The sequence below is a fragment of the Dehalococcoidia bacterium genome (assembly GCA_040902535.1).
Taxonomy (GTDB): Bacteria; Chloroflexota; Dehalococcoidia; order DSTF01; family JACRBR01; genus JBBDXD01.
Genome location: JBBDXD010000018.1, coordinates 238852 through 250743 on the forward strand (window position 1 = coordinate 238852; position 11892 = coordinate 250743).

At 63.1% G+C, this 11892-nt stretch carries 12 protein-coding genes and 1 pseudogene; 1 reads left to right on the forward strand and 12 read right to left on the reverse strand.

Translation table 11 applies throughout. The annotated features are described in order from the left end of the window. Positions 1-66: 66 nt before the first annotated feature. From WEB52_09325 to WEB52_09365, 9 genes and pseudogenes are all read right to left on the reverse strand, one after another. Entirely contained in the window at positions 67-483 is a 417-nt protein-coding gene (locus WEB52_09325) for a hypothetical protein (protein ID MEX2226636.1), read from the reverse strand. A 457-nt stretch (positions 484-940) separates the two neighbouring features. Then, positions 941-2113 carry an acyl-CoA dehydrogenase family protein gene (locus WEB52_09330; GenBank protein ID MEX2226637.1) on the reverse strand — a complete coding sequence of 391 codons (1173 nt, stop codon included), beginning with the start codon at positions 2111-2113 and terminating at the stop codon, positions 941-943. After that, the gene (locus WEB52_09335) at positions 2110-3291 is read right to left on the reverse strand and encodes an acyl-CoA dehydrogenase family protein (GenBank protein MEX2226638.1); all 1182 of its coding nucleotides are present in this window, start codon (positions 3289-3291) and stop codon (positions 2110-2112) included. Before WEB52_09335 ends, WEB52_09330 begins: the two co-directional genes overlap by 4 nt. After that, positions 3288-3557, reverse strand: a pseudogene (locus tag WEB52_09340) (four helix bundle protein). The gene WEB52_09335 and the pseudogene WEB52_09340 overlap by 4 nt, the downstream one beginning before the upstream one ends. A 134-nt stretch (positions 3558-3691) precedes the next feature. After that, positions 3692-4873, reverse strand: a complete 1182-nt coding sequence (locus WEB52_09345; GenBank protein MEX2226639.1) for an acyl-CoA dehydrogenase family protein — start codon at positions 4871-4873, stop codon at positions 3692-3694. Between the two features lie 450 nt (positions 4874-5323). Beyond that, positions 5324-6505, reverse strand: coding sequence for an acyl-CoA dehydrogenase family protein (locus WEB52_09350; GenBank protein MEX2226640.1), 1182 nt, complete (start codon positions 6503-6505; stop codon positions 5324-5326). A 63-nt stretch (positions 6506-6568) separates the two neighbouring features. Continuing rightward, on the reverse strand, positions 6569-6955 hold the full coding sequence (locus WEB52_09355; protein MEX2226641.1) for a four helix bundle protein: 387 nt from the start codon (positions 6953-6955) through the stop codon (positions 6569-6571). A 45-nt stretch (positions 6956-7000) separates the two neighbouring features. Then, on the reverse strand, positions 7001-8218 hold the full coding sequence (locus WEB52_09360; GenBank protein ID MEX2226642.1) for an acyl-CoA dehydrogenase family protein: 1218 nt from the start codon (positions 8216-8218) through the stop codon (positions 7001-7003). Positions 8219-8302: 84 nt separating this feature from the next. After that, positions 8303-8983 carry a TetR/AcrR family transcriptional regulator gene (locus WEB52_09365; protein ID MEX2226643.1) on the reverse strand — a complete coding sequence of 227 codons (681 nt, stop codon included), beginning with the start codon at positions 8981-8983 and terminating at the stop codon, positions 8303-8305. 189 nt (positions 8984-9172) lie between these two features. Here WEB52_09365 and WEB52_09370 point away from each other — a divergent pair, with 189 nt between their 5' ends. Beyond that, positions 9173-9652, forward strand: a complete 480-nt coding sequence (locus WEB52_09370; GenBank protein MEX2226644.1) for a hypothetical protein — start codon at positions 9173-9175, stop codon at positions 9650-9652. Positions 9653-9890: 238 nt separating this feature from the next. Here the strand turns inward: WEB52_09370 and WEB52_09375 are convergent, their stop codons facing one another. The 3 genes from WEB52_09375 to WEB52_09385 are packed head-to-tail and all read right to left on the reverse strand — an operon-like array spanning position 9891 to position 11871. Beyond that, on the reverse strand, positions 9891-10454 hold the full coding sequence (locus WEB52_09375; protein ID MEX2226645.1) for a GNAT family N-acetyltransferase: 564 nt from the start codon (positions 10452-10454) through the stop codon (positions 9891-9893). After that, on the reverse strand, positions 10451-10909 hold the full coding sequence (locus WEB52_09380; protein ID MEX2226646.1) for an NUDIX hydrolase: 459 nt from the start codon (positions 10907-10909) through the stop codon (positions 10451-10453). Before WEB52_09380 ends, WEB52_09375 begins: the two co-directional genes overlap by 4 nt. Beyond that, on the reverse strand, positions 10906-11871 hold the full coding sequence (locus tag WEB52_09385; GenBank protein ID MEX2226647.1) for a HEAT repeat domain-containing protein: 966 nt from the start codon (positions 11869-11871) through the stop codon (positions 10906-10908). The genes WEB52_09380 and WEB52_09385 overlap by 4 nt, the downstream gene beginning before the upstream one ends. Positions 11872-11892 lie beyond the last annotated feature (21 nt).

The window sequence follows — 11892 nt, forward strand, 5'->3', positions numbered from 1 at the left end:
ATTCCCGTGTTATTCCGCCGCCCTCGCCCCGCGCGAGGGATAGTCGATGTGTCGATGCGGCCGCGCTCAGGCGCGCTCAGGTGTGTGATGCTTCCCTCCCCCTTCGCCATCGTCGTGCGCTTCCTGGTTGAGCAGAATGCGCGTCCAAACCGGCCAGATAAGGAAGACCACCGCGCAAATCACGCCCGGCCAGATCGACCAGAACAGGTACTCGCTGCGAAAGGCTTCGTTCTCGGTCAGCACATGCCCTTCCAGGCAGGTCTCTGTGCGCTGTTTGATCTCTTCCTGCGGCACGTCCGTGCGGTCGATGCCCTGTTCGTCGGCGATCTCCCGCCGGTAGTCGGCGCAGTCGTTGTGCGTCGCGCCCGTCGGCATGTTGTCCGTCGCGTACAACGCCGAGCCGATGCCGACGGCCAGCCCGTAGATCGCGCCGGCGATTACGACGGCGATGGCGAGGCGCTTGAGTGAGAATGCTTCACGCACGACTGGTCTCCTGGAGGTCGGAGGTCGGAGGTCGGACGTCTAGGGACCGCCAACTCTCGATCAATCTGTACAACTGCCGCGCGACAATCTTGTACTCATTCGTGAAGCGCTGATTGTCAGCGTCGCCAATGTAATCCAGTTCCCTGGCAATTTCTAAGTGAATCTCCATCTCGGTCGCAGATCCCATCGCATTAGCGAGATAGGCTCTGAATTCCTTCGCCGAACGTCGCTTAGCGTATCCCTTCAGCAATGTTGGCGGGAATGGACTTCGCCGCGCGGCGAACCTGGTTCGCAAGGTCGAACTTCTCATAGTCTGGGAACGTGAGCGCGAGAATGTGGACGGGCTGCAAGAGTGCCCATGAACGCTGGTACACCTCAAGATCGCGAAAGCTACGGATTGGACGACGCTCCTGTTGCGATCGTCCTCCGACCTCCGACATCCGACCTCCATTCCACCTCATCGCGGCATGCCCAGTCCGCGCTGCGCGATCACGCCGCGCTGGATCTCGCTCGTGCCGCCGGCGATCGTCGAGCCGACGGCGATGCGATACCAGGCGTCGAGGCGGCCACCGAGCGGGGCGCGCGGCGAGCCTTCGCTGAGCATGCCGTACATGCCCGCGGCCTTCACGCCGGTCCGCCCGATGCGCTGCGCCAGTTCCGAGCCAAACAGCTTGGTGATCGACGCTTCCTGGTTGGGGATCAAACCTTTCGCCTGCATCGTCGCGACCCGATATGAGAGCACGATCGAGACCTGCGCCTCGATCATCCGCTGCGCCAGCTCGTGGCGGAGCGCCTCGCGCCCGGCGTCGCGACGGCCGTCCGTGCGCACGAAGTCGATCAGCTCGCGCACCATGGTCTGCAAGCCGACGCCGCTGATGATGCCGGAGCGCTCGAAGTCAAGTGTCGTCGTCGCGACGTACCACCCCTTGTTCAGCTCGCCGAGCAGATCCTTCTTAGGCACACGCACGTTGTCGAAGAAGACCTCGTTGAAGCTCGGCGTGTCGGCAAGATTGGTCAGCGGCCGCACCGTGACGCCCGGCGTCTTCATATCGAGCAGAAAGTAACTGATGCCCTTGTGCTTCGGCACGTCGGTGTCCGTGCGCGCCAGCAGCATCATGCGCTGCGACCGGTGCGCGCCCGACGTCCAGATCTTCTGGCCGTTGATGATGAAGTCGTCGCCGTCCTGCACCGCGCGCGTCTGCAGCGATGCGAGATCGGATCCCGAGCCCGGCTCGCTGAAGCCCTGACACCAGAACGTCTCCCCGGAGAGGATGCCAGACAGGTGCTCGCGCTTCTGTTCCTCCGTGCCGTGGACGATGATCGTCGGACCGGCAAGGCCGATCGCGAGGAAATTCGGACGTGGCGCCCGTGCGCGCGCCATCTCTTCATTGAAGATGAACTGCTGCATCACGCCGAGGCCGGCGCCGCCGTACTCCTTCGGCCACGCGGGCGCGACCCAGCCGCGCTTCGCGAGCGTCCTGAGCCAGTCGCGCTCGCGCTCGTCCTCACCGATGCCGACGCCCATGACGGCGTCATCGGCGGCGTGGAGGTCTGCGGGCAACTCCGCTCGGAGAAAGTCCTGGACTTCCCGCCTGAATGCGGCATCAGCGGGTGCGTCGGCGAAGTTCATTGGCGGGGAAGTCCTAATCCACGCTGGGCGATGATGTTGCGCTGGATCTCCGACGTCCCGCCGGCGATCGCGCCGCCCACGCTGGTCACATATGACTTGCTGAAGCGGCCCTTGAGCTTTGCGTACGGGCTCTCCTCCCACAGCCCGCCGTACAACCCCATGATCCCCATGCCGACGCGCGCCTGCCGCTGGATGTACTCCGAGTTAAACACCTTGATGATCGAGGCTTCGTAGTTCGGCACGAGGCCCTTCGACTGCATGCTTACGACGCGGTACGACAGCAGCCGCGTCACCTCCAGCGACAACCACAGATCCGCGATGGCGTGCCGGACCAGCGGGCTCTCCCAGATCGGCGCACCGGTCGCGGCGTCTCGTTCATTTTTCGCGAAGCGCGTCAGGTCCTCGAGAGCGCGCATCGCCTGCGACGTGCCACCGATCGACGACCGCTCGAAGTCGAGCGTCGTCGTCGCGATGTACCAGCCGCGGTTCAATTCGCCGAGCAGCCCGGACCGCGGCACCCGCACGTTCTCGAAGAAGACCTCGTTGAAGCCGGCGCCGTCCGCCATGTTGATCAACGGTCGCACGGTGATGCCCGGCGTCTTCATATCGAGCAGGAAGTAGCTGATGCCGCGATGCTTCGGCGCGTCGGGATCAGTGCGGGCGATGAGGAACATCCAGTCGGCGTAATGCGCCTGGCTGGTCCAGATCTTCTGGCCGTTGATCACGAAGTCGTCGCCGTCCTGCACGGCGCGCGTCTGCAACGACGCGAGGTCTGAGCCGGAATTTGGCTCACTATAACCCTGGCACCAGATCACGTCGCCGTTGGTAATACCGGGCAGGTGTTGCTTCTTCTGCTCATCGGTGCCGTAGAGGATGATCGTCGGGCCGAGATAGCCCACCGCCGCCGTATTGATGATCGGCGCGCGGGCGTAGCCCATCTCCTCGTTGAAGACGACCTGGTCCCACAAGCTCATGCCGAGCCCGCCGTACTCGGCCGGCCACGCGGGAGCGATCCACTTCTTGGGCGCGAGCTGCTTCAGGAAGGTGCGTCCAACCTCGACGGATTCGTCGTCGATGGCGTTATCCGCGCCTTCCCATCCGGCGGGCAGCGCCGTATCCAGGAACGACCGTACTTCTGATCGAAAGGCGTCCTGCTCGGGGGTGAAGGTGAACCTCATGACGAAGGCTCGCGGATGCTGGATGCTGGATGCTGGGCGTCGTATGCCGACCAGTGTTGTATGAGTCGCGTCAGCTGACGGGCGACGATCTGGTATTCGCCAAGCAGCACGGCGAATACTTCATCATCCACGTAACCCAGTTCCTTTGCGATCTTCAAATGGACTTCCATCTCGTTCGCTGAGCCGAGTGCGTTGGTGAGAAACGCTCGAAACTCCTTCGGAGAACGGCGCTTTCCATATCCTTCGGCGATGTTCGTCGGAATAGACTTCGAAGCACGCTAAGCTGATTCGCCAAGTGCATCGAGGTCGTCATAGCTTCTGATCACACGCCGCGCCGGCTCTGCACACACGAACGCTCACCTTCTCCTTGCCCAGCGTCCATCATCCATCATCCGACCGCCTAGTCTCGCGGTAACCCGAGGCCGCGCTGCGCGATGATGTTGCGCTGGATCTCCGACGTGCCGCCTTCGATGGTGTAGGCCTGCGAACGCAGGTACGTCGCCATCCAGCGGCCGCCGTGCGGCGCTTCGTCGCCGCGAAGCTGGCCGTAGAGCCCCAGCACATGGACGCCGGTGTGCGCGATGCGCTGGTTCAACTCGGTCGTGTAGAGCTTGAGCAGCGACGCCTCGTAGTTAGGGATGAGACCTCGCGCCTGCATGCTCGCCACGCGATAAGACAGCATTCGCGCGACCTCAACTTCGATCATGCGGTCGGCAAGCTCGTAGCGAAGCATCGGGTTCGTGAGCAGCGTGCTCGTCGGCTCATTCTCGTGCTGCTTCGCGTAGTGCACCAACTCTTCGACGTGCTGCTTCATGCCGATCGCCGAGCCGATGCTCGAGCGCTCGAAGTCCAGCGTGGTGACGGCCGCGTACCAACCGCGGTTCTCCTCGCCGATCACGTTGTCCTTGGGGATGCGCACGTTGTCGAAGAAGACCTCGTTGAACTCGTGGCTGTTGCCCAGGTTGTACAGAGGCCGCACTTCGACTCCGGGCGTCTTCATGTCGAGGATGAAGTAGGTGATGCCGCGGTGCTTGGGCGCGTCAGGATCGGTGCGCGTGAGCAGGATCATGTACTTCGCCATGTGCGCGAGCGTCGTCCAGATCTTCTGGCCATTGATGACGTAGTCATCGCCGTCGCGGACGGCGCGCGTCTGCAACGCCGCCAGGTCGGAGCCGGCGCCGGGCTCGCTGTAGCCCTGGCACCAGATGTCCTCGCCGCGGAGCATGCCCGGCAGGTACTTCTTCTTCTGATCCTCCGTGCCATGGACGATAAGCGTCGGGCCCGCCATGCCCAGCCCGATGATCATGTGGAGCGGGCGCGGCGCCTTCGCGGTCGCCATCTCCTCGTTGAAGACGAACTGCTGCACCGTGCTCATGCCGGCGCCGCCGTACTCCGTCGGCCATGCCGGCGCGATCCACCCCTTCCCGCCGAGGAGCTTAAACCATGCCTGGTTGCGCTCCCAGTTGCCCATCAGCGCCTCGGCGCCGGACTGGCCGGGCTTGGGCTTCGGCGCTTCCTTCTCGATGAACGCCCGCACCTCAGCGCGGAACGATGCCTCTTCTGGTGTATCCGTAAAGTCCATGGTTGGTCTCCTAGTGATTGGTGACTGGTGATTGGTCTCTCTTGGACCAGTACTGAATCAGCCGAGTCAACTGCTTGCCGACAATCTCATACTCCGCGCGAAGGCGTTCGAATTCCTCTGCGGTGATGTACTCCAACTCCAACTCATGCGAAGTCTTCAAGTGAACTTCCATCTCATTTGCCGATCCAACGGCGATGGCGAGGTAGGTGCAAAACTCCTTCGCTGGACCGCCGTCCTCCATAGCCCTCAGCGATGTTGGCTGGGATGGACTTGCAGGCGCGTCGCATCTGGTTCGCAAGTCCATACTTCTCGTAGTCCGGAAAACCATGAACCAACTGGTGAATTGGTTTCTGCAACCCGAACGCGCGCCGGTACACGTCAAGGTCTTCATAACCGCGCGACATACGAGATGTGGCTTCCACAAATTCACCAATCACCAATCCCCATCTGCTAATCGCGCGGAAGCCCGAGGCCTCGCGTGGCGATGATGTTGCGCTGAATCTCGGAGGTGCCGCCGGCGATCGTCGATGACAGCGACGTCAGGTAGGAGCTTTCGTAGCGGCCCTTCATCGGCGCTTCATCGCCGTAGAGCTGGCCGTACAGCCCAAGCACCTTCATGCCTGTCCGCGCGATGCGCTGGCCGAGTTCCGACGCAAAGAGCTTGGTCATCGATGCTTCGTGGTTCGGAATCAGCCCGTTCGCCTGCATGGTGATTACGCGGTACGACATCAGCCGCGCCACCGACGATTCGATGTAGCGGTCAGCGAGTTCGGTCTTCACGCTCGAGAGACGCTGCGTGCGGCTCGTGCCGTCGTCCGCGTGCTGGTTGGCGTACTTCACCAGTCCATCGAGCTGCAACCGCAGTCCGACCGCGCTGCCAATGCTCGAGCGTTCGAAGTCGAGCGTCGTTGCGCCGACGTACCAGCCGCGGTTGACCTCGCCGACGACGTTCTTCGCCGGGACGCGCACGTCGGTGAAGAACACCTCGTTGAACATGTTCTGGTTCGCCAGATTCGTCAGCGGCCGCACCTCGACGCCTGGCGTCTTCATGTCGAGCAGGAAGTAGGAGATGCCCTTGTGCTTCGGCGCCTCGGGGTCGGTGCGGGCCATCATGAACATCCAGTGCGCGTACTGGGCGCCGGACGTCCAGATCTTCTGCCCGTTGATCACGTAGTCATCGCCATCCTTGACGGCGCGCGTCTGCAACGACGCGAGGTCGGAGCCCGACCCTGGCTCAGAAAACCCCTGGCACCACTGCACTTCGCCGGAAAGGATTCGCCCCAGGTGTTCCTTTTTCTGGTCGTCGTTGCCGTGCGCGATGAGCGTCGGGCCGACCATGGAGACGCCCATGCCGCCGACGGGCGGGACGCGATTCTGGGCGAACTCCTCGTTCATGATGAACTGCTGCATGACGGTGAGCCCGGCGCCGCCGTACTCCTTCGGCCAGGCCGGCGCGATCCAGCCTTTCGACGAGAGCTTCTGACGCAGGCCCTTCAGCCGTTCGAAGGCGCCACGGTACATGCCGCGTTCGGCGAGTTCGCTCGCCTGCTCATCGGCCTGCACGTCATTCTTGATGAAGCTGCGCACTTCCTGGCGAAACGCGGCCTCCGTGTCGTTATCGCGAAAATCCATGTCATGGTCTCCTAGTCGCTAGTCTCTGGTCGCTGGTGGGAACAAAGACTCCAATCCCGTGAATCAATTGGCGCGAGTGGGGGTTTGCGAGCGCCAGTACGCAATCAAACGGTTCAGTTGCTTACCGATGATCGCGTACTCCTGACCGGAACGCGCCTGCTCCTCCGGAGAGATATAACCAAGTTCGTGCGCTATCTGGAGGTGAACCTCCATTTCGTTGGCGGAACCCATGGCATTGGTCAGATAGAAGGCGAACTCCTTGCCTGATCGCCGCTTCGCGTAGCCTTCCGCGATGTTGGCGGGTATCGACTTGTTGGCTCGCCGGATCTGGCTCGCCAGATCAAATTTCTCGTAATCGGGAAACCGTAGTGCCAGCTCATGCATGGGCTTCAAAAGCGATCGCGTCCTCTGATACACCCCTAATCCCTCATACCCTTTGGCTTCTTGCATTTCACCACCAACGACCAGCAACCAGCGACCAGCGACCAATCGGCGTTAGTCACGCGGCAATCCCAATCCCCTCGACGCGATGATGTTGCGCTGGATCTCCGATGTCCCGCCGCCGACGACGCTCGTCGTCGCGTAGATGTACGTGCTCTCGATGCGGCCGTTCATCACCGCGTGCTCGCTGCCGCGCTTGAGCTGGCCGTACAGCCCGATCGCCTTCATGGCGGTCTGCGAGATGCGGACGTCCAACTCCGAAGAAAAGAGCTTGGCGATCGAAGACTCCTTGTTTGGCACCAGGCCGCGGTTCTGCATCGAGATCACCTGCGTGCAGAGCATCTGCTCGACTTCGGACTCGACGGCGCGATCGGCGATCTCGATCCGCAAGTGAGGGTTCTCGGAGATGAAGCCCTCGTCGCGGTGGTCCACGACGAACTTCGCGAGGTCGCGCACCATGTGCCCGTGCGACACGCTCGTGGCGATGCCCGAGCGTTCGAAATCCAGCGTCGTCGTGCCGACGTACCAGCCGCGGTTCTCCTCGCCGATCAGGTTCTCCTGCGGCACCCGCACGTTATCGAAGAAGACTTCGTTGAAGTCGTGGTTGCCCGCCATGTTCACCAGCGGGCGAATATCGATACCGGGCGACTTCATGTCGAGGATGAAGTAGCTGATGCCCTTGTGCTTCGACGCCTCGGGGTTGGTGCGCGCGAGCAGGATCATGTACTGCGCGACGTGGGCGCCCGACGTCCAGATCTTCTGGCCGTTGACGACGTAGTCGTCGCCGTCCTTGACCGCCCGTGTCTGCACGGCTGCCAGGTCCGACCCGGCGCCCGGTTCGCTGAAGCCCTGGCACCAGACCACGTCGCCGCGCACGATGTCGGGCAGGTACTTCTGCTTCTGCTCTTCGTTGCCATAGAGAATGATCGTCGGGCCCGCCCAGCCGACGCCGATGCCGTAGTTGCCACCACTCGGCGCACCGGCCGTGGACATCTCCTGCTTGAAAATGAACTGCTCCATGATGGTCATGCCGGCGCCGCCATACTGCTTCGGCCATGCGGGCGCGATCCAGCCCTTCTTAGCGAGTTTCTTCGCCCAGGTCGTGTTGAGTTGGCGGTATTCGTCGGTGCTGAGGCGGTAATCATCCCAGCCGCCGCCGCCGAACATCGCGCTGAAGCCCCGCCTGCGGATGCCGGGCGGGCACTCCTGCTGGATGAATGCGCGCACCTCCGTGCGGAAGGCGGCTTCTTGGGACGTGTCGTTAAAGTCCATGCGTTAACTCGTGCTGGCTAGCGCGCGCCGGGATATTCTCATGAAGGTTTACGTTAACGTCAACTGCGCAATGCATGTCAGCCCTCACATGCCGCCGAGCGAAGCGGCGACGCGCACAGGCTGCGCCTCCGCCGACGCGTACGGCTGAGGCGCGCCGGTCCGCGTCTTAACCGCGTCCAGGTAGACGCGCTGCCACATGTCGGCGCGGGCGCGGTCGACCTCGCCCTTAAATCCCAGCAAGTGCATGAGGTCAAGCGTCATGCCGATGCCCAAGAACTGCCAGGCGATGATCCGCGAGTCGACCTCCGCGCGGACGGTGCCCCGCGCCTTCCCCTCCTCCAACGTATCTGCCACGAAGTCAACGAACGCCCCGAAATTGTCGTGGAGTGCATCGCGGATCTCAGGGTCGTCGGCTTCCGAGAGAGCGCGAAACTGCAGCTTCATGTTCGCGGCATGGCTTTCGAGGTGGTCATAGTAGTAGACGCCGATGGCCCAGAGCGTCTCGATGGGGTCCTCGTAGTCGCACGCGATCTCCTCCCAGATTTCCAGGAGGCGCGGGCCTGTGGCGCGGATCGTCGCGACGAAGAGGTCCTTCTTGCCGGAGAAGTGCCTGTAAAGCGCCGGCTCGGAGATGCCGGCAGCCTTCGCGAGGTCGGCGGTGCCGACGCGGGCATAACTCTGGGCGGCGAAGACGCCGCGCGCGCTTTCGATGATCAGGCGGCGGCGCTTGGCGGCGGGCAGGCGACGAGCCCTCGGCTGAACCATGCGGCCTCTTGTTAGTGAGCACTCACTAGTCAGTCACCACGATCCTAGGCGCCCCCGCTCCTTTGTGTCAACCCGTCTCGCGGGCGCCTATCGCGACTGTGATGCCCCCGCAATGGCGCATATCCAATGTGTGGCCGCCGCGAGACGCACCGCGGGCGATAGTGGATGCCGGTACGAAGGGAGGAAGACATGACGGAATTTCGCACTCGCAGGGATCTGGACCCGGACGACGTCCCCGTCCGGCACGAAACCGCATCGGCAGATGAGTATGGTGCGGAGCACTACGACGATACCGGCGGCACGGTCAGGCGCTGGTGGGGCGTCGACGTGGCAGGCAAAGTGAACTCGGTGCTCTTTGCGATCCTCGTCGCGCTCGAGACGCTCCTGGCACTACGCTTCGCGCTGCTGGCGTTCGGCGCCAATCTCGCCAACGGATTCGTCGACTTCATCATGGACGTGTCGTGGCCGTTCGTGCGTCCGTTCGACGGCGCATTCGCCAACCGCACGTGGGATGAGGGCCTGATCGAGATCAACACGCTGTTGGCGATGGGCGTGTGGCTCATCGTGTTCGCTATCGCGATGATGTTGATCGCGGCGCTGCTGCCGCGCTGGCGCGAGGGATACAGCGAGCGGCCGGCCAGGCGCAGCAGGATCGAGCATCACCCTTAGTTGGAAGCGGGAAACGAGATGCGGGAAGCGGGATCAGTGTGATCCCGCTTCTTGGCTCTAGACGGAGATGGCCGATGGTCGCCGTCAGATGCAGCGCTTGCCGTCTCCGTCGCTTGCGTTGGCCCACGACGGCCGTTGGAAGCGGGAAACGAGATGAGGGAAGCGGGATCGCTCGATCCCGCTTCTTCGTTGTCATGTTCGATGGCCAGGTGTAGGGACGAATGCGGTAGGCCGCGTGTCAGATACGGTGCTTGCCGTTTCCGTCGTTTGCATTGGCCCACGACGACAGGAATTCCATGACGACGAAGACGTTCCCCCCGCGACGCGAGCGGCCGCACACCTGGAACCCGGCCTTCTCGAAGGCGCGCTGTGCGCGGACGTTCCAGTCGAGCGTTTTGAGATAGACGCGCCGAAAGCCCGTGACGCGCAGAATGTGCCGGACCAGCGCCCGCACGGCGTCGGTGCCGTAGCCGCGCCCCCAGAATTCGCGCTCGCCGATCGTGATGCCGAGTTCCGCTTCTCGCCGCGTCGCATCGATGTTGTAGTACATGACGTTACCGATGTGGCGGCCGGAGGCATCTTCGAGGGCGAGGCTGCGCCGGTACGGGCTGGGATAGGTCAACTCATCGCGGTAGAGCGCCATGTAGTCTTCGAACGCAGCGGCGAACGGACGCGCGGCGTCGAAGCGGGCGAGTTCGTTGTCGGTGCGCCAGCGATAGTCGTCGCCTGCGTCGCTGATGCGCTTCTCGCGCAGGACGACGAGATCGCCGCGGGCGACTTCACCCTCGATCGTCGTTGTCACGCCGCCGGCTCCTGTTCGAATACGTCGCGCGCCCGTCTCACGACGGCGGCTTCGTTGCGGTGCGTCATGATGCGCAACGCCTCCTCAATCTGAAACCACTTGACCCGATCATACTCTCGATCGTGGGCGTCAACACTCCCGGTTCCATCGGGTTTCATCAAGAAATGATGTACGGTCTTCTGAAAGCGGACTCGCTGCGCCTGTCGTGCGAACTCATATTCGATCGTCCCGAGTTCGGCGATGATCGACACGCCGAGGCCGGTCTCCTCGCGTACTTCCCGGATCGCGGTGTCATGCAACGCTTCGCCATATTCGGGTGTGCCCTTGGGCAACGCCCAGAGCCCTTCGCGCGAGCGCCCGCAGAGGACGACCTCAGGCCCGTGCTCGGCGCGACGGATGACCACGCCACCCGCCGATATCGCCGGCTCTGCTCGAAGCTCTCGTTCAAGCGTCACTCGTCGTCATCCTCTTCCCTATCCTCGGCAACGCTGCGGTCGAGATACAGCTTGACGCCCAGTGGATCTTCGACGAAGTCCGCCTCACTCAGGGCATCCGTCACCGACTCGAGCACGCGTTCGTCGTTCGATTCCGACGCTACGGAAAGCAGGACGGAGCGCGCGGCAGGCCCGCCGACATGACCGAGCGCCGCGATCGCCGCTTCCTGCACCTCGGCGTCTTCATCCTGCGTGAGCGACGCCAGATCGGGGATGATGTCGTCTTCACCCAACTCGCCGGCCGCCTGCGCCGCCTCGAAACGCATCTCCGCGTCTTCGTTGTGCATCTCCTCGACGATCGTCGGCAGCCAGTCGGGATCGGCGCTGCGGCCCATCGCGTGGACGGCGCTGATCTGCAGCCGGCGCTCGCCGCTGGCGTACGCGTCTTCGATCAGATCATGCACCCACTCGTGTGCGCGCACACCGATCGCCTCGATGGCGCGGCCGCGCACCTCGGTCAGCTCAAGGTCATCACGCGCGACTGAGCGCAGCGCTTCCTCGATCTCGGGAATGACGTCCAGATCCTTGTCGAGGATCTCGGCGCGCAGCAGGTAGCGCCCCAGGCCCAGTGCCGCCTCGGCGCGGACCATCGCTTCCGGATCCTTCAACAGGCGCAGCAGCACCCGCGCGAGGTCGGCCTCTTCGTACTCCCAGAGCGCCTTGATGGACTGCGTCCGCACCTGCACGTCGTCATCGAGCAGTCCCGCCATGAAGACGTTATTGAAGTCGTACTCGACGCTGTCCTCCGCGAGATCGACGAGGCGGTCGATGAGGTCACGGCGGCGCTGGATGCTGAGCGCCCGCCATACCTCGAGGAAGCGGCGTTGATCGGCGCCCTCAATGGCGCTGAGACCGACCAGCTCCTTCGTCGAGGGTTTGTAGTCGGACTCGGGAAGTTTCGCGAGCAGTGTTTCGAGGGACACGCGACCGCCTGCCTTTGACAG

Excerpts from the sequence above, each read along its gene's own strand:
- WEB52_09335 (MEX2226638.1), bottom strand. The coding sequence starts at position 3,291 with ATGAGGTTCACCTTCACCCCCGAGCAGGACGCCTTTCGATCAGAAGTA.
- WEB52_09345 (MEX2226639.1), bottom strand. The coding sequence starts at position 4,873 with ATGGACTTTACGGATACACCAGAAGAGGCATCGTTCCGCGCTGAGGTG.
- WEB52_09355 (MEX2226641.1), bottom strand. The coding sequence starts at position 6,955 with ATGCAAGAAGCCAAAGGGTATGAGGGATTAGGGGTGTATCAGAGGACG.
- WEB52_09370 (MEX2226644.1), top strand. The coding sequence starts at position 9,173 with ATGACGGAATTTCGCACTCGCAGGGATCTGGACCCGGACGACGTCCCC.
- WEB52_09330 (MEX2226637.1), bottom strand. The coding sequence starts at position 2,113 with ATGAACTTCGCCGACGCACCCGCTGATGCCGCATTCAGGCGGGAAGTC.
- WEB52_09365 (MEX2226643.1), bottom strand. The coding sequence starts at position 8,983 with ATGGTTCAGCCGAGGGCTCGTCGCCTGCCCGCCGCCAAGCGCCGCCGC.
- WEB52_09360 (MEX2226642.1), bottom strand. The coding sequence starts at position 8,218 with ATGGACTTTAACGACACGTCCCAAGAAGCCGCCTTCCGCACGGAGGTG.
- WEB52_09350 (MEX2226640.1), bottom strand. The coding sequence starts at position 6,505 with ATGGATTTTCGCGATAACGACACGGAGGCCGCGTTTCGCCAGGAAGTG.